The 19,290-nt window shown below is 32.3% G+C and carries 8 protein-coding genes; 1 reads left to right on the forward strand and 7 read right to left on the reverse strand.

Going from position 1 to position 19,290, the window contains the following annotated elements; genetic code table 11:
* Positions 1 to 156 precede the first annotated feature (156 nt).
* The 3 genes from OO013_RS09560 to OO013_RS09570 all read right to left on the reverse strand — a co-directional run bounded on the left by OO013_RS09560 (position 157) and on the right by OO013_RS09570 (position 8,156).
* Positions 157 to 849: a hypothetical protein gene (locus OO013_RS09560; RefSeq protein WP_266056578.1), complete on the reverse strand. Its 693-nt coding sequence runs from the start codon at positions 847 to 849 to the stop codon at positions 157 to 159.
* The gene (locus OO013_RS09565) at positions 830 to 7,087 is read right to left on the reverse strand and encodes a P-loop domain-containing protein (protein WP_266056579.1); all 6,258 of its coding nucleotides are present in this window, start codon (positions 7,085 to 7,087) and stop codon (positions 830 to 832) included. Before OO013_RS09565 ends, OO013_RS09560 begins: the two co-directional genes overlap by 20 nt.
* A gap of 292 nt (positions 7,088 to 7,379) precedes the next feature.
* On the reverse strand, positions 7,380 to 8,156 hold the full coding sequence (locus OO013_RS09570) for a hypothetical protein (protein WP_266056580.1): 777 nt from the start codon (positions 8,154 to 8,156) through the stop codon (positions 7,380 to 7,382).
* A 254-nt stretch (positions 8,157 to 8,410) separates the two neighbouring features.
* Between OO013_RS09570 and OO013_RS09575 the strand changes: the two genes are divergently transcribed.
* The gene (locus OO013_RS09575) at positions 8,411 to 9,043 is read left to right on the forward strand and encodes a hypothetical protein (protein ID WP_266056581.1); all 633 of its coding nucleotides are present in this window, start codon (positions 8,411 to 8,413) and stop codon (positions 9,041 to 9,043) included.
* A 196-nt stretch (positions 9,044 to 9,239) separates the two neighbouring features.
* On the opposite strand, the gene OO013_RS09580 is transcribed toward OO013_RS09575, so the two are convergent.
* From OO013_RS09580 to OO013_RS09595, 4 genes are all read right to left on the reverse strand, one after another.
* A complete protein-coding gene (locus OO013_RS09580; RefSeq protein WP_266056582.1) occupies positions 9,240 to 9,413 on the reverse strand; it encodes a hypothetical protein in 174 nt (57 codons plus the stop codon).
* A 201-nt stretch (positions 9,414 to 9,614) separates the two neighbouring features.
* Positions 9,615 to 10,391 (reverse strand): papain-like cysteine protease family protein, encoded by a 777-nt coding sequence (locus tag OO013_RS09585; protein ID WP_266056583.1) that lies wholly within the window; start codon positions 10,389 to 10,391, stop codon positions 9,615 to 9,617.
* A gap of 6 nt (positions 10,392 to 10,397) precedes the next feature.
* Positions 10,398 to 14,762, reverse strand: a complete 4,365-nt coding sequence (locus tag OO013_RS09590) for a PDZ domain-containing protein (RefSeq protein ID WP_266056584.1) — start codon at positions 14,760 to 14,762, stop codon at positions 10,398 to 10,400.
* On the reverse strand, positions 14,746 to 19,041 hold the full coding sequence (locus OO013_RS09595; RefSeq protein ID WP_266056585.1) for a hypothetical protein: 4,296 nt from the start codon (positions 19,039 to 19,041) through the stop codon (positions 14,746 to 14,748). Before OO013_RS09595 ends, OO013_RS09590 begins: the two co-directional genes overlap by 17 nt.
* Positions 19,042 to 19,290: the final 249 nt, after the last annotated feature.

Consider the following 19,290-nt stretch of genomic DNA (forward strand, 5'->3'; position numbering starts at 1 on the left):
TATTTTAAAAAGTCATTAGACTTATTTAAACATAGAACAATTTTCATTTCGGGTTTGGAGATTAATATTTGTGCATTAAAAATGTTGATTGTGTATTTTCAGTTAATAACCTTTTATCAGTAAGGTAAATTATATGGTGAAAATTTTGAAGGAGTGTTAGCTCTTGTTTAATTCCTTTAATTGTTTTTTATATGAGTCAGAAATTTCTTTTAACAATTTTTCAAACTCTTCTATATTTCTGATCTTTTCTGTCACCGAGTTCCTAATTTCCATATTAGGGTCATTTTTATCCTCACTTTCATTAATATTCATATTTGATACAATTGTTACAACTTTTGCTTCATAAGAATCAAATAAGTCAATTACATCTTTAATTTTGGGATCTAAATTAAAATGTTTTGCTATTTCTTTTAATAAATCATTTATAATGTCTTTAGCATTTTCGTCAATTTTTAAAACACTTTTATAATAATCTATATTATTTTTATTCTTTTTATCATTTGGATCCTCTAAACCAAATTTAATTTGAACTGGAATAAAAAATGACTCATCATTCTTTGGGTCTAATCTTTCAAGTACATTAAATAACTTTTCAAATCTATCAAATTCCTTTTTTAAAGGTGGAACAGTCCATTTCCTATCCCATAACTTAACAATTAAGTCAAAACATTCTTTTTTAGCTTCTTCCCTTTCATAGCCATCTAATTCATCGATTGTATAAATTTTTTCTGATAGGTAATGTGCCATCCATTTGGATAAAGTGTCTGTACTTCCATCTAATTCAAGTTCAGAGACAATTTTTTTACCTAACTCTAAAATTTTATCAATTTCATTCTTTGATTGTTCCATTTTCAGTTAATAAAAATATTTTATGTTTGGCTGGAATAAATTTATAATCTTTGGGTCTGAATTGACTATCGATTTCTCTTCTTAAAGTGATTTCTATTATAATACAACAATTTAATTCCTGGCATAATGTCTTTAATATTTCTATTTCTCCAGTTATTCTTATACCAGACCTTTCTGGCTTAATTTCATATTTTAAGGCACTGCTCCAGGAATGTAATTTAAAAACTTTATCATTTTTATTTAAATGCCAAGTCTTTTTCATTGGATCTGGAGTTATTTTTAATAATTCCATATATGACTCCCCTATCGAAGGCAAGGGAGCTTTAATTCCTACTGCATATGGATCAAACCTATCAATCCCATTATTATAGTAAGGTTCATTTATCCATCCCTTTAATTGAAATTTACCTTCACTTATTTCGAAATTTGATTCACCAAAATTTGGCAACTTATAATCCTGAAAATTCTTTACAGTTAATAGTGATTTTTGAAGAGACGATGAAGTCTCTTTTAATACTAAAGAAGAATTAATTGTACATTCTTCATGATAATGTTCCTTTCTTTCACTCCATTCTCCATATACGTTTAACCAATTACCTTCATCATTATATAAGGATAAATATTTCAGTAAATCGTCGTCTTTAATATTATTAATCCACTCTTTTGATAAATTACTATTTACCCAATCAGGTTTATTAATTGGTAATGGATCTCTTAAATCAGCTAACCACCTACCATCATTTAAAGTCAAAATATGTCCTGATAACCAGGATTCCCATTCATTTACCAACCCATCATCATATTCCTCAATTAATACTGTCATATTTTCAACTAGTTTCGCAGCAACTATTAGCATCGAATGATAAGAAATATAAAAATCCCAATTATCTGCTTTTGGATATTCACTGTGAGTATGCCAGGTATCCCTTTCTTGTGAACGATTCCACAGGTTTACACGAGGATCATTATTGTATCCTGTTTTTGTTTCTAAGCCCCATTTATTATATACAACATCTGCACAAAGATCTTGAATTTGCTTACCTGGAACTCCAAAAACTTCACCAAGAGGTTTAAACCAATATTCATCAAAATCCCAACCAAAATTAAATTCTATATTTGTATTAACCTCTCCTTTTTGATGCAAGTAACTATCTGTTCTATATCCATATTTCTCTTTCTTAGCTTTAAATTTACTTTTCCCGACCCCTTCAAGGCTAGAGATCTCTCTACAGCTATAAGTTCCGGGAATTGCTTTTTCGATGTTCAAAGCAATTTCTGATGCAAATTTTTGGATTAATACATGAGGCTCTAAATGCGAATACTTCTGAAACTTACCTTTATAATCAACTAATACTTCTGGTGCATCAATCGAAACACGAGAAAATGCTATGAGTAGATATTGTCTTGCATGTAAATTATAAAATGGGTACTTTTTGCTACCGAAGGCATCAACTTGATCATACTCCAACCATTCAAGAAGCGATTTTAATACATTGGCACAACCAAAGTCAGCTAATTTCTTGATTACGTGGCAAGCCTTCCAACGAGTTTCAGAACGTGGTGAGCCAAGAGATGACCAAATAAAACCAGCAATATTTCTATCTATATCGTCAGAAACATATAGCCATTTATTCCAGGGACCGTCTCCAAAATCATCTTCAATGTGTATCTCAAATCGTGACAAAGCGTAATCCAATAAATTAGCAGCTTGACTCGCATCTATAAACGCTGACGCATGTTGTACAAATCTAAAAAGAATGCTTGCATTGGTAAATTCTTGACCTTGAGATAATCTCTGAAAAATCCCCTTTCTCAACTCATTGGAAAGATCATCATCAATATTTAGATCTCTGATGGCTGATTCATATGAGTAATTATAGACTAAATCATATGCAAATCTCGCACCAAATTCTTTAATAATTTCGGGCCATTTTTTATTAAAACTTACTTTAGACTTCCACTCATTAGGTATAAATGATAAGAATTTAATGTAATCATAGTATCCTATATTTTCAGCGTATAAGAATGAATCAACTAATCTTAATATATCCTTAGGGTCAATACGTAAAAACAACTCAGTATATAGATCATTTATATCCCATATAATGTGATTCTGTTTCTCATGAATTTCTAAGTTATATCTTTTCAAAAGTGTCGATACTCCACTAGAAGTCAAGACATCTAATTCTCGGAATATAATATCCCAATTTCCACCTTCTTGTAAGTTGGCAACTTCTTCCTTATCCTTTTCTAATTCTGATGGTTTTGAACTTTTGATTTGAGTTTCACAAGAATTGACAACATTATTTAGGTCACTATTACGAATCTTATATTGATCTGCAAGTGACTTCATTTGCATCCAATATCCTGTAGTGGCTCCCTCCTTTCTTACCCATTCAAATGCATCATTGAAAATCTTATTTCTTTCTTTGAAAGAAGATCCATTTATCAAACATATAGACAAAAAATCTAACAGATTATAGTTTGGAAGAAAACGAGCCAATGACCATCCTAAATCTGAACTAATGACCTTGGATTTTACGAGATATCTTAATATATCTTCCAGCTGATATTCAAATATCCCTATTTCTCTATCCCTCCATCGACTTAGAGCAGAAATTCCAATTTGGGGAGACATATTAACGCAGGTTACAATTGCTCTAGACCTATTCCAATGTTTTTCTCGATACACATTCTCTCCTACTAATTCTGCACATCGAACAAATCTATACGCCAATTCATCTGAAGAATGAGAATTAGACGCTTTTCCTAATGATTCTACTGCCTCCCAGCGTTCAACAATTTCATCACCGAACTTGGAAATAATATCTATAGCATCTTCAAAATAGACAGCTGCGTCATCTTTTGAACTTGAAAGCACTGCTCGTGCCAATGAAATATAGTCACCAGCTACCTCTTCCGGTCTAGACTCTTTCAGACCTCTAACCATTTTGTAAGTTGAGCTTTCAATTTCAGTCAATGCGCTATTCAAGTGATTTGCTCTATTTCCAGCCCGAAGTAAATGGATTCGTTGACCTATTGTAAATGAAGAGTTATTCTGCAAATAATCTTTAAAATATTGCTGAATGGCTTCAAGTTTAAGCTTTTTACAATATATCAGAATTGATGATAGAATACCCGCAATTTCTTTAGGAAGATCGTCGTATGCTCTATACCTGCCAATAATGGCTCTCTTTGAATCTTCATCAGCTTGCTTGGCCTTATTAGCAAGATCATCTATGTCACCCGAGATCAACTGTGCTCTCAATAAATACCATGGGAACAGACCACCTATTACTTCTTTGAATTCTTTAATTTCATCAGAATAACTTCTCTTTTTATCCTCAGACTTATAAACCTTAGGCATAAGGTCATCTAGGTTAATTTCTGAAATTTTTGAGATTACACATCTGATAGAAAGTGCTTTAAGAAATGTAATACTCTTCTTTGATTCGTATCTTGAACCGGCTCCCTGAGATGCAACGTTGGGGACATAGTAGTCTAGCGTTTTTGTAATTAAGCTATCCTCCATCATTCGATGCAAACAAACCTCTAAGAACCCCACTATCGAAGGGGTAAGATTATCATGATAAGAATCTTTGGGCTTTTTGATTCTCATTTTTGAGTTTGCCAACATTTTTAGACACTTTTCAATGTCATCAGCTTCAGCAAATCGTCCAACTTTCACCAATTCACTTACAATGGCAACAACATGAAATTTATTTTCTCGAGCATTCTTAAGAATTTGATCTATTTCATCAAATCTACCTGAATCAATTAATCGATTAACAAGCTGTCTAACTACTTGAAATATAAACTCTTTAGGCTTTATGCTATCGAGAAATTTCAAGCATGATTTCGCACCATTAAGGTTCAGAAAAACATAAGCTAATTCCAGAATATCCTCACGGCTAACCCCGTTTTCTCGATATCTATCATTCTTTTTCTTAGATTCTTCAAAATAGATATGAAGCCAGTTCATGGCTGACCTCAGATAGCCTTGAGCATCTCCATTGAATTCTTTAATTTCGCTTAGCAGAGAGGCGGTATAAATATTCTCAGAACCCTCCCAACTACTTCTTAGAATTTTCTTAAAAGCTACTTCTTGTACCTTTAAATCGTCCTGAAGCTTGGGAAGTAAATCAATATTATTTTGAAAAAGGCTTTGTTGTCTTTGGTCTCCTGCAACTTCCTCTCCGGCTCTTAATGCAAGTTGTATAGCATCTTTGTAGTTTGCGGATCTTAGAGCTGCCTTAAATGCGAATTGTAGACGATAAACAAGTACGTTCCTTTTATCAATAGGATTACTAGCTGGCAGTAGCTTATCAGATAAGGCAATCTCTATTAAATCATCATATTTCCCTGCTTGGAGATAGAGTTGCGGAAGTATTTCTGCTACATAGGTGAAGTAGCTTGCTAGTGGCTCTAAAATTTTAACATAACTACGAAAATCTTCTTCCGTGCTTAAAAAAGTATTTCTAAACCATGTTTCTGTTGGCTCATCTCTAAAATGGACAGAGGACGAATCACGCATCCATAATGAGCGACCAATATCTATAATAAAGCTTTTTACTTCTTCTATGCTTACTTCAGATGCTTTTGCTAAAACTTCCAATGGAATATTCGGTGGTAAACTCGCTAATCCTTTACAAATTTTATCTACACTGCTTTGATAGTCAGAAGTTAAGTTGTCTTTGATTTTATTGACTGCTGCATTTAACTGATCTTCAATTTGTTGTTCAACGGATGTTCCGGATGGACCTAGGAATTCTAGAAGTTCATTTATACAAGCGTGACCTGCTGAAATTGCATTCATTTGTACCCTAGGGTTTCCACTAGTTAGGCGATGAAATTCAAGTGCCTGATTTTCATTTGCTTCTTGAAAATGCTTTTTGAGATTTTCAAATGTTTCCTCTATAGAAAAAGGCTGAAGGTTGAGTATGGAAATTGAACTTGATGGCTTTAGAAGATGTGTTCGTTCAGGTCGGCACAAATAAACTAGTTTGCAATCATGCGGGAAATCTTCTTTTAATAACTCATTTGCAAAACATGAATCTCCACATTCTTGAGCCGCCATTTCTGCATTATCAGCTGCATCAATAAGTATGTAGAGTTGAGCGGAAGCAACTGTTTGTTTTAGTGATTTTATTGAAGATTCAATTCGGACTAGAAAACCGTGCACTATGTCACTTACTTGCGTAGTGTCCTTAATAACCATACTATCACAGTGCCCAAGTGATGCCAATTCATTTGCTATTTGTACAAGTGCATCTCTATGCCTATGCCTTGGTTTACTTCTAGTACGATACTTACCGGAACCGAAACAATCATAAGCGATTCCAAGCGAGCCTTCTGGTAGTACTTGTAAAACGTATTGGCTGAAAACTGATTTTCCTACACCGCCTTCTGCTTGTATTATTGTAGGTTGATCAGCAGTTTTAATACTATTTATTATGTTTAAGTATTGCTCCCTATGAGTAATCTTATCAAGCTCTTCAAATAATGGAGGCGCTGGAAACAATTGCCCGATAGAAGTAACACCAAAAGGCCTTAAAATATCTTCTTTAATTATTTTTCGATTGGAGTCTGGAAGAACTTTTCTTTGAACCAAAGAAACTATGCTATCAACCTGAGCTGTGTCAATCATTCCAGGTTGCAGCCTAGACATTTCAATCATTAGATCACCTTCTTGATCTAAATAGTCTCCTTCACTATCTGCAAAATTCAGGAGGCTACAAAACTGCATTAGTTTATTGCCTTTAAGTTCGGTATACTTCTTAATCGTTTGAACAAATCTCTTATTGACCTTATCACCACCTCCTGATATTGAGGAGATGTTTTGCTTTAAGGTTTCATCTATCTTCCGATTTGTAATAATTGTAAAGGATACTCCAGATAAGGATTTCTCTTTTGAATGTTGCTTGTACCTCTCAGCAAACCCAACAATTGTATCCTTGAGTATGCTTAATGTAAAAGGTTTGTCTTGTTGTAATGTAGTATGCTTTAATTGATAGTATTCAATTCGATTTTTAGTCTGATTATCATTGTAGTACTCTGAAACATCTATTACGTATTCCCCTGCTTTTTTCCTCTCATTTGATCCTTCTATAAATACTGATACAAGGTTTGAAGTAGGTTGTATCAACTTCAAGCAACGCCTAGCAGCCCATCGATAATGGAAGACATCTCCTGCACGAGAATATGAAACCAGGTCGTTATTTTGGGAATCTAATCTCACTAAAAAAATTATTTAAATACCTAATAAATAGATTCAAATACTAATTTTTAAATCTATATAGCTAACTATTTTAATTATAAATTGAATCCAATTTATAATAAATTAATAATACTACTTCTTTTAATTGCTACAAAATCATAGTTAACTAAATATCATAATTTAAAAAGCTCATTTGAATACATTCATAGCTTTCAGAAAACTTCCTAAGTTAACAGATTTCATAAATATTTTAGTAATATTTATAAGATATACAATAATTTATTTCTTTAGAGATTAGTGTTAAATATCAACATTAATTAAAATAACTGCGGCTTTTAAATGTATTCCCTTGACAACTATTAGAAATACCAAATATAACAATTACCCCAAATATTAAAGCTACTATCCCCCACCCCGCTTCATCTTTCTTTTCTTCAAATTTAAAATGTTCTCTCACCTCTTTCTTTGAAGGTTTTTGAACCCAATCTTGATTTACTATATCTTCGAAAAGACCTTTAGTGTGGCTTTTAACAAATTCAGGGTCTGATTGACACTTTAATCTATTATCAAAATAAAAATGAGATAAATCTATTCTTATGGTTGGTATACCTGATTCCCTAATTTTCTCAGCTTTTTGTTTAGTGATATCATTAGTTACAACAACCTCAATAGCTATCTTAAGTCCACTTTCAGAAAAAACTGTAGCATCAAACCTGATATTCTCATGACTATTATCTTCTACTATTGTCATTAAAGGAATAATTGGAATTATCTGTTGAGGAACTTTAAAATTCTCAGTAATGAAGCCCTTGATATGAATTCTACCAGCTTTAGCTATGTACTCTTGCATGTATAAATGAAGAAGAGTCATAGGCTTCCATTCATGCTCAAACCCTGGTCTATGCTTAAAAAAATAATTTCCTTTCGGTGATCTAGCTAAAATCAATATTCGTTCAGAATCCTTACAGTTTTCACATGGACAAAAATAATTTAAATTGATGCCTTTAAGTTCTAGTTGTCGAGCTTCTGAGGGTGTTACAATCTCACCTTCTTTTGGATCATTAATTAGCGCTATTGGATTTTTAAACATTATCATAATTATATTTTGATTTCACTAAACAACAATCAAAAATACAAAATATAATTTGTTAAAAAAATATATATTAAAAATTTTATTCTTAAAAACGTCGTAAACCCATTTATAATTTTCCAAATCGATAAAATATCTAGATTCTATTTCTTTATAAAACGATTAAATTAGTTAGAGTCAAATGAGATGTATTTTATAAACAATATACCCCTATCAGTTTTGTCTAGAAACCATTTAAAGATTAATATAACACTATGAATAAAATTACTTTCCAAGAATTAGAAGACTGGTTTGATAATGTCACCAATATTATGACTGACTTAAATGTGTGTATTTCAAATTATGAAGTATACTTTAAGGAAGAATACAAGGATAACCAATCAATAATTGAAAATGATTTTTTTACTTATCATTTATATCAGATAAGATTTATTACTGTGGTTCAACTTTCAAAATTATTTATTGAAAATAAGAAAACTCACAAACTAAATTATTTTACCCTCTGTAATAAATTAATAAACAGTAATTATGCATCATGTTTAAAAAAGCAATTAGAAATTAACTCAGAATCAAATTTTTCAAACCCGCCATTTAAAACAAAAAATGAAATAATTGAAGAGGCTAGGTCAATTCAAAAGCTACTTGATGATAATGAAAGTTTAATTAGAAATCTACATGATCTTAGAGACAAATATTATGCACATACTGATCCAAATCCGGGATTGATTAGAGCTCAACCATATCAAGAAATGGTTCAACTTTATAAGCTATCGGAATTCATAATTAAGCAGTTATTCAATAAAATACTAGATAAGTCGGTTAATTTCAACACTAACTATTCTGGTCAAATAGAAAATCTATTTAATGTAGTAATGCAAGATGATTGACATATTCTAAATACCCATTTAAAAGGATGAATTAATAATATAGACGAAATTTTTTATTTCAATTACTTGTTTTGTCAATGGTAACCCTACAAGCGAATTATTAGGTATATCAATTTCTAATTTAAATCATTCAATAAATATTTTATTTTTTTCAATAAAAATTGATCATTTTTCTAAATTTAATTTATTATTGTCATTAACATTCATAACTAATTATTTTTGCTCCATTATGAGTTTCATCTGGAAATAATTCTTTGTGGGCCTGAAGATCCTTTTCAGCATCAGATTTTTCATAATGAGCCATTCCTTCCCAATCATGATCTGGACAACTCGCCCTATAACATTTCTTTTTATTTTTTTTATCATCCATTTTTCAATTCATTTATTATTTACGATTTCTGTATGCATTATTCTTAGTCATTAAATTTCAAAATTAAGACCATTTAAAAATATTAAAATTGTAAAATCAAAATAAGGTTAAAAAAGGAGCTTTCTACAATTTTACTATTTTAATTAAAATTATCATTTATCAACCAAAATCCTTAATTGGAAATATTTTCTAAATATTAAATCAATAGTGAATTATTTGATTACTCCATTTTGAAGAACCTTCATATAGGGATATAAACTTTGAAAATGAAACCTCATGAACTCCTCCATCACCAGGATCAATATATTTTATTTTAGTTTTATCTGAACCATCCCCATTTATCCCAATAATTACCAATGCATGGATGGTCCCTAAAGGTGGGTTTGAGTCTACAGTTATTGATAAGGGACCATTTTCTTTTAGTAAAGAAAACCAACCTTTTATTGAAGGATTAAGACCTTGTATCACATTTAACCCAACTAAATCATAAAATTTTTGTTCTTCAACTTCGTTTATTCCTTTATTTTCTCGAAATATTTTGACATAATTATTACTAGAGGGAAATCGACTTAATGCATCTAAAATTGTGAATGACTGTTTTTTCTTCCAAGAATATAGCATTGTATATGCTGTTGCCCAACAGGCCATACTATATGGTTGCTTTATTGCTGGAACACTAGATACCTCATAATCAACTCGTACCGAGGAACTCTTTACTATTGAAGGACTACAGATATCTTTACATTTAGATGTCCATTTCTCTGAAGCTTTCTTATTACATTCATCAATCTTGGATTGATCGCTCCTTGCAGAATTTAAACATTTTGCTAATTCCATTTGAATTTCTTGTGTGCATTTAACACAAGGGTTTTGATCAATGGAAGACTCTTTTAAAAAAGGTAATTGTTTCGTGTCTGCTTTTTCGCCGCAGCTGGTATAAAGCAACATAAGGGCAAGCATCTTAAGTAAGTATTTCATAATCTATTATTTTATTTGATATGTAAAAACCAATCTCTTACGAATATCTTGGCGTGGATTATATGAATTACTTAACTCATCCATAGAAAAGAAATTATCATCTCCAAATTCATTCACTTCATAATATTCGAATTCTTCAATAAATATTTTTTTGGGCCGAAAATCATTGAATTCTTTAATCTCCCTCTGAATTTCTGATAATCCTTTAAAACCAAAACCTCCATTAGAATATCGCTTAATCAAATTAATGGTTCTTACTGAATTATTTATTTTCTTATCTCTTACAAGTTGTTGAAAAGCTCCTTCCTTATGTTTTTCCAAGATTAAATACCATTCAAGCCTTTTATTATTTAACTGATTTATCAGCGAATTATCTAATTCAGGAATATAATTATCCAAATCAATTTTTCGCTGAGGAATTAACTGCACTTGGGAAGTCATTATTACCGTGGAGAAGCGATAATCATACTTATTCTCTTCAACAATTGCATTTGGCTGATACCTTGCTATAGCAAATTTGATAAAAGGAAAATATTGATCCTTTATTGATTGAATATTGATTTTTATATCACAATAAAACTTTTTTTGAAATTTATCAAACTGAACATCAAAAGCCATTGCATCTAGATGCTTTTTCTCAGTTGGTTTTTTAAGTGGCACTGTGAATTTTGACGGAGAGCGGTCTAAAAGGCGGTAATCAATTTCGGGATAATTAACATTCTGATCAAACACTTTATCATAGATATCACCATAATTTTCACTATTCATTCTTCTAGATGTAGTCATAGGGTCTTTTCCTATTTCTGAAACCAAACCTTCATAAGAATCAAGAATTGTGTTCTCTTCTTTAGACTCAAGGCACAAATAAATAACTGCAAGCTTTTCTCCAGCACCAGATGAATACCAATCTTGTCCTAGATATACCCTAAAGGTATCATTTGATCTGGTGATTTTCTTTCCATCTTTTGACTTATGCCACGCAAAAATGGGAATAATTGATTCTACAATTGGCGCATCTGGCTTTTTAGAACTTTTAATTTTATGTTGTCCCAGGTTAGCATTAATTGAAAATTCACTCTCGTCTGGAAAAAAATCTTTAAATCTTGAAACAGCCTCTAAGCTATAATTGACTTCGTAAAACTTTGTATTTCCTAGTGAATGTTCAAACCCTTCAAACGCTTTTAAAAAACCAACTTCATCTTCCTCATCATTAAATTTAAGGCTGTATTCCTTTATACCCTTTAAAAATACTTCAGCTTTATAAGTCTCGTTCTGCCTTTGGTATTGAATTTTAATTGCTTCTCCAGGACTATAGGATTGCATTAATTTTTTCATTTCACTAGAATCGGATATGAAATCATCATTTATCTTAGTTAAGGTATCTCCTACTAAAAGACCAGCTTCAAATATTGGGCTATTAGCTTTAATATATTTAATCTTACATTTATCATCCAATTTGACGCCCATTAAATGTTCGTATGAATGTGTTGTCTCTCCTAGATTAGAAAAACTCTTACTATATACTTTATTTTCAAGTCTGTAGCCTTTTTCTTCTTTTAGATCAATAACAACCTCATTGAAGCTAGCCAAAAGGATAAACTCACCACTAGTAGCTGCTGGAAACAGGCAAAAATCAGTAGCCTTTTTATTCTTATAAAGCTTTCCAAATTCGAATGATTTAAAGCGAATCTTAAGATTTTCTTCCGGATTTCTATCTTGAATTTCACTAATTATTGAATAATTATTTGTAAAATCCACTTGTTCACAGATTATCATCGGCTTTTGAACTGCATGTATAAATGTTAAGGGTTTTTTTTTCGTGATTTCTATTTTACCGTCTTCGTAAGTGTCAATGTCTGAAAAATGACCATAAAAGATACATCCTTCAATCGAATACGCCATGGGGTTAATATTTACAACACTCCTGATAGAACCATTTGAAATAATTCCCGGTGGTAGTTTGACAAGAATTGAGTTAGAGGCATCACCAGAGATATCCACATTACCGGCACTTCCAAGATTCAAGCTATAAAATTTATGGTCCAAATAGTCTTTTGATTTCCATTCAATAGATGTTACCTCTTTATTAAATATATTTTCTTTACTTTCACGAATCCAACTGGTATTTAACCAAACTGACACTGCCTTCACAGCTGGATCTGTAATAAATGGGATTTCAATATCTGAATTGAAAATCTCAATATGTTTATCCGGTCTATAGGCTGCTTTACTGAAAGCCTGAACAAGTTTGCTGCCTTCAGGGCTATCCATAACACCATGAACTTCAGCAAAATTCATGGTGCACTTTGCTGCCGATATGGATCTACTGCAGTCCCCATCAAAAGAGGGTGTATTGTTAGTGATTCTCGTCTTGATTACAAGAGTACTTAACTGTTCTCCGGCATACTTTGCAATCATTTCTCGCTTATATTTAATTGATTTCTCAATTTCATATTTTCCGTCAGGTTGCTTTACTTTATTCTTTTCCTTTATGCGTTTTATTTTAAAAATGTTTTTGGTAAAAAACAACTCTGGTGGCTCAACATGTTCCAGTCTCTTATATTCTTCACTATCAACCCAATATTTTTCATTATCTTGATTTTTCTTAGATGCGACACTAGTCTCTACACTATTGCCTGCAAGGTCAACAACCCTAAGCTTGAAGCGGTATTTTCTACCAAATCGCAAAGAAGTCAGTGATTTTTTCTGTGGTATAATATTTATTAATTCGAAATCATTATATTCCTTATCTTCTTCTGAAAATGTTTCGTCTTGGGGATATTTACCCAAGTGTGGGCAGGTTAATGACCAGTTATTCCAGCGAAAAATTTCTTCATCAACATATAATTCGCCAGATTGACCTACCTGAGCAGATTCAGTAACCCAAGGTTCATCACAATAATTATTTATAATGATTTTTTGTTTTTCTACATTAGAATATTTAGAGTAATCAATTGCATAACTTGCCATGCGCTTACATAATGATCTGAATTCCTTTTCTGGGTTTCCATTTTCATCTAAAACTGTAACATCCACCCTATATCCTACGTCTAAATTATGTCCAAACATCACCATTTCATTAACTGGGATGGTTTTAGTTCCAGTATTATTAATTTCTTTATTAAATCTATCAGGACTATTCCGAACAGCGACATTGATTGGATGATTAAGTTTTAATTGCTCAATTTGTGCCCCAGAAGATTTAGATTCACCAATATTTACATCAATCTTCAACCCAATACCATTAGAAGTTAAATCAAGTGCCTTGCTTGACCCATCAAAAAAATTGTCTTCGAGACTTTTTCGTGACGCACTGTCAATGTTTGCCATTTCCAATTTGCGCTCTAACATTTTACGATCAAACTGCTCAGCGCGAAGTGTGTAATGGGGATTAAAGCTCACAAGGTGCCCATTGCTTACGGTAAAATATTTATCTTCCAATTGTTGAGCATAGCCCAATGCAAAAATATTATTAGCTTTACTAATTACAACTTTTGTCCAAGGGGTTTCAAATTCTATCTCATTTAAAAAATTAGACCATTTTATAGAACCTGAAATGCCTTTTGCTTTAAAGTCATCTAAACCCGTTATTCGAACTACATTTTTTGATTCATCAACAGATGCTGATGAAACGGTATAATCAAAAATCCAACCCGTGAGACGCATAAGATGCGGATAATCGGATAATACAGATATTTTTTTATGGAACTCCTGATTTTCTTTATTTCTCAGACGGATTTCGTCAATGGACATTTTTCTTGCGCCAAGGTCTTCATACGCTCTCATATTTGCCATTTGAGGTCTTTCGGCTGCTTTAAAAGTTCCAACTTCATCCCTCACCCTTACATTTGGTGCATAATTGCTCGCTAAGCCAATGTATAGCTGACTCAGCGAGCAATTACCTTTCTCAAATTCTTCTATCCAGGCTGCAGCATGATCTTTTGTTTTCTTAAGCTTCTTTAATTCTTCAATATCATATATTGTAGGAATTAGGGGGGTCAGCTCTGATATCTCAGCTTGATCAACCGTCCAGGCGCTTACCGGAGTAGATTCTTGAAAGAGTCTTTTCCAAAGTGTTTTCCCTTTAGATATTGCAGTAATTTTTTGAAGTTCAAACTTATCAAAAAGACAATTGTGATTTTTTACATCAATAATCTCATTATTCTTTTCTTCCAGTTTTGCAAATGAAGCCTGAACATTTAAATTTTTAGTAAAAAATTCTTTGTATTCATCCCAATTTAAAACTTCGTAATATTCCTTTAACTTTCCTGATATTGGCAGCTTCGGTGTTAAAAATATAGAAAATTTCAATTGTTCATTTTCTATACCATTTGGCAATACAGTGCATGTAATTTTAGTATTTTTTCCCATAATTAAAACTGAAAGATGAAACATATTCAGACCATATTTCTTTAGTATATATAGATTGAAAGTCTTTTTTATCTTCTATTATCTCATCAAGCTCCTCCTCTATAACAGAGTCGCTTGAAATCATTATTCCTTTTCCATTGTAAGCGTACAATACTTCCTCCTCATTCCGGTTTATTAAGTATGTTACCTCCTGATCAGGCTTAATTCGCTTGCCTTTTGAGCCAGTTATTCTTTTGCTATAACTCAGTGTAAAGGATTTTTTAAAAAAGCCAATCTTTACTGAATATCTTACAGAAGCTGTTCCATACAGAGTGGCCTGACCTCTATATCGTTGATATTCAAGTGCAAGAAAGAAGGTAACACTGACGGAGATAAAACCAAATACCGTAACTCCACCACCACAAATTAAATAACCAGCAAAGTAGATTTTACCTTTACCTGAATATTTAATTCGGATACCCGCAAATAGAAATACATAGCCTGAAGCAATCCCTAGATTAATGCCGAAGTATCCACCAAACTCTATAGCCGCATCTACCGATTGAAGCTTATCGGGTGTAGTTTTCAATATAAAATGACCTCTTCCTCCAAATATTCCAACACTGACTAAAAATTTATCTTCGGATCGGTTGATGCCAAATGTCGCTGTTAATGGCTTGATTTCGTCTTGGGTTGGCAAAGGTATGTTGAGTCCGGCATCAAATTTTAAGTTCATTAGGTTAAATGAGGGTGTTTCAATATTTGGTAGTTCAAATGAGTAACCAATGTTAATGTTTGACAGTGTAGGAACAACTCGTAATCCTGTACCAGGAATCTGAAAAGCCTCAGCCAATTTCCCAAGAAAGTCTAATGGGCCGCCAAATGCAATGTCTTCAATCTTTACTTCTGTTTTTTTAGAACGGGAATGACTTGAACTAACTTCAAATTTGTTAAAAAAAATGGTCAAAACATCCGCACCCGCGACATTGGCTGCTATTGTAAAATTAGCGAGACGAGTAAATGAATGATAGTTGCTATTTGTAAGACTCTTTTCCATATAAATCTGGAGTGTAGATTTCTTTCCCTGATTGTTGGCGTAAAAACTAATAATGCCTACATCTAGATTTTGAATTTTATTGGTGTTAAAGTTATATATTACTTTTTCTGGTAGCTGGTTGAGCCTTGGCATCTCAAAGTCAAGTCCCAAAATTTCTGCAAGGTCAATACTACCTAAAATCTTCGCTGTAAGTCCATCGAAAAATTGCTTTGGCTGTATTGACTTAATTTCATTCCATTGCTTTTCGGCTTCCTTGCCAATAAAAACAAGATCATTGTATTGATTTTCAATTTTGTCGAGCTGATCTTTTAAATCAGAATTTTGTTCAGCAAGATTCTTTACCAATTCCTCAGGAATCTTTTTTGGATCTTTTAAATACGTTAAATATTCAACTGGTATTTCCGGATTTATATATCCACCCATTTCGGCTGCTGCTTCTCGAATGATTCCCCTTAACATTTCTTTTGAAGAATCTTTGATCTCTGAGAATACCTTAGCGGCATTTTTTTCAACTTCAATTGTGGCTAAATCAACTTGGTTTTGAAGGTAATTCTCTGCATACTGCATTTGTATAGGCACCTCCTCATTCACTAACTTATCCAACTGATTAATATACACCTGAGCCTGTTCCAATTGTGGCATGCATGCTAGTTCATTAAAGAAATCAAGGTTTTCAACTTGGTTGTCTACTCTCCTTCTCATCTCTCCCTTGAATAGCAAAAAATCTGTTTTTAAATTTGAAACAATTTCATTTACACTCTCATTGGTCTGATTCTCAAGATCCTGTACAGCATAAGTGATGTTCTGTTGCTGCATTTCAATGGCATTGCGTAATTCTTTTTCGATGGCTTTTACCTCCATCCATTTATTAAATAAATCATCCAACTCTTTATTAGCTTCCTTAGTGATTTTACTATGAATACTATTGAACCTTTCCTTAATTAGATATTGTGTATCTTTAATCTTGTTAACTTCACTTTCAAACAACTTCTTTAAATGCAAGTTACCCACCAAACTTTCTTGAATTTTTTCGATTTCTGTCTCGAGATCATATATTTCCTTTACTACATTCTCAAAATATTTCTTAATACTTTTCGCATTATTTTTGACAAGTGGGTAGTCATTAAACAAAGCGTTCATTAGTTTGACTATCTTATTTTCAAGGATATCTGGGGAGAATGTTCTGTCTGCATCAAAAACTATTTGATCAACCTTTAAAATAAGATTGTCTAATTTTTTTCGTATCAAAAATGGATTCCATTGCAATGCCTTTGATCTAAATCGCTCGTAGGTGTTAAATGCATCTTCAAACTCTTTATTATTCTGAAACAATCCATGAATTTTATCTGTAAGTTTCTTTGTTTCTCTAGTAATTTTTACCTCCAAATTCTGAAGGTCTATTTCTTGCTTGTTGAAAAAGTTGTCCACATCTTCTAAAGCTTTTAGAGCTTTTTTCTTTGCTTCTTCTTCTTTTTTACCATCTTTCTTTTTTGGCATTAATAATTTTATATTGGTAACCAGAGTAAATGGAACTGCCTGAATAAACTTTTTAAGTTTCACTATCTTTGGTTGACTATTTTTGTCTAGGTTAGTCCAGTCTTCGGCTTCATACTCAAATGTCAGAGGTTCTACATTTTTTGACTGATCTGCAGTTCCATTTTTAAATGTTAGGGGATAATATACCTTGGTATTAGCAATTTCTTGAATCCAGCCATCGTAAACACCAGGGGAATTTATTTCTTTCGGGAGAGGACAGATTCTCTTGGGCTTTACTTCTATGAATCGAATCTTTCTAAATGGAGTATTGAACTGTGTCGCATTGTTCTTTTTAATTTCAGGATTTCCTTCGCTATTTAGGACTACTTTACTTCTCTCTGTATGTCCACCACTCTGCAATACTTCATAATTTTTCTCAACTTCTAAGGGCATGATGTACTCTCTGTAATCAAGGTATGACATTCCTTCTTTAGTCCGTCTTTTAGAAGATTTGATGTGCAACATCTTATGTCCAAATTCCTTATCAATTAGAAGATTGACTATTTCCACCTCTTCATCCCTTCCCAATGAAATCAACTGTTTCCATTGATACAGGTCAATCTCATTAGTCTTCTGCTCAGAGTTAATAAAATTAATGTAGGTGCTGATGCCTAAAGAGGAAAAGGTTAAATACTCTGCAGTAGCAACCAGCTTGTGTTTGATGTACAACTTGACCAAATCTTTTCTGCTTTTTGCATCAGGTAATATTTTGCTTTTTGATGGAACATTATCATGAAATGGTTTATTAGAGTTTTCTGGAACTGGAAAATCTGGAGATCCTATCATCATCAATTCTAGTTCCTTTACAATTTCGTCTAGCTTGGTCTCGTTTCCCTTATCCAAATATTTACGATACTGCTTTCTTATTTTAAGTACTTCGAGATAGTCAGGATTATCTTCAATAGACAGCTTTGCAAACCAAAGCTCTGATTCAAGTGACTGGCCCTTCTTCAATTTAGGCTTAATGTTTTTGGAAAAATTCCACTTAAACCTAAACCTGTCTTGATCTGGTAATTTAGGGCTTAAAATTAATCTCCAAGGAAATTCTAATGCAGTTATTGGATCCCCTGCAGCTTTCGGAAATTTATCATAGTCATAAGTGGCGGGCGACTCTCTTGGTAATTTATAATTGAAAGGATAACGGTTTTCGCAAATTGTTTTCCTTGAGAGCGGATTATTAATTTTCAACTCAAAAATAGACTTTTGGAGATTATTCTTAACGACCAATTTAAATCGCTTATAATTATCCCAGCACATTAAATCTCTTTCGGAGACTCGTATTCTATCTTTGTTCTTACCTATTGGAAATAAGACTTTAAAGACCAAATAACTGTAGCCAGAAATTCGAGTAATAGCAACCCAAGAATCTGGAGGTGAAGAGTTATCTTGATCTCCCAAGTCAAAAGATTCTTCAGCAATGTGTTGCTGAGGTAACCTAACAATCATATAACTTTCTTCCTGACCATATCTAGCTATTACCTTACGTCTTCTAAACAAACAATTATCCCGATATTCGACATTTATAAAATAAAATTCTAAATTTAAGAGATTGTCCCATCGAGTTAGTCGAAAAGCGTGATCAATAAGTTGAGTAAGAAAGGGAGAATTCTTTGTATCCAATCCTATTATCTGAGATAGTCCCTGAATGGCTGGTATTGCACTAAGTGCCCCTATGGAGATTTTTTTAATAAAACTTCTACGTTCCATATAATGAAATTCAAATATTTCAATCCCTTAAAACAGAAACTAATATTTAATTTAAATTGGACAGTAGCTCGGAAAATTATTGAATAAAAAACCTTTCATTATAATTATAATCTAACCAAAATAATTACAATATATTACCTATATTTTTACCTTAGAGATTAGAGCCCTCTTTAAATTCCTTTATAATCTTTATACTTATAAGAGATTTAATTTTTAATAATAATTGATTTCAAATTATGAAAATATATT

The organism is Mangrovivirga halotolerans, assembly GCF_026241165.1.
Classification (GTDB): Bacteria; Bacteroidota; Bacteroidia; order Cytophagales; family Cyclobacteriaceae; genus Mangrovivirga; species Mangrovivirga halotolerans.

Bases quoted from the DNA above. Each gene is read 5' to 3' on its own strand.
- OO013_RS09560 (WP_266056578.1), bottom strand. From the start codon at position 849: ATGGAACAATCAAAGAATGAAATTGATAAAATTTTAGAGTTAGGTAAA.
- OO013_RS09580 (WP_266056582.1), bottom strand. From the start codon at position 9,413: ATGGATGATAAAAAAAATAAAAAGAAATGTTATAGGGCGAGTTGTCCA.
- OO013_RS09590 (WP_266056584.1), bottom strand. From the start codon at position 14,762: ATGGGAAAAAATACTAAAATTACATGCACTGTATTGCCAAATGGTATA.
- OO013_RS09585 (WP_266056583.1), bottom strand. From the start codon at position 10,391: ATGAAATACTTACTTAAGATGCTTGCCCTTATGTTGCTTTATACCAGC.
- OO013_RS09570 (WP_266056580.1), bottom strand. From the start codon at position 8,156: ATGTTTAAAAATCCAATAGCGCTAATTAATGATCCAAAAGAAGGTGAG.
- OO013_RS09575 (WP_266056581.1), top strand. From the start codon at position 8,411: ATGAATAAAATTACTTTCCAAGAATTAGAAGACTGGTTTGATAATGTC.
- OO013_RS09595 (WP_266056585.1), bottom strand. From the start codon at position 19,041: ATGGAACGTAGAAGTTTTATTAAAAAAATCTCCATAGGGGCACTTAGT.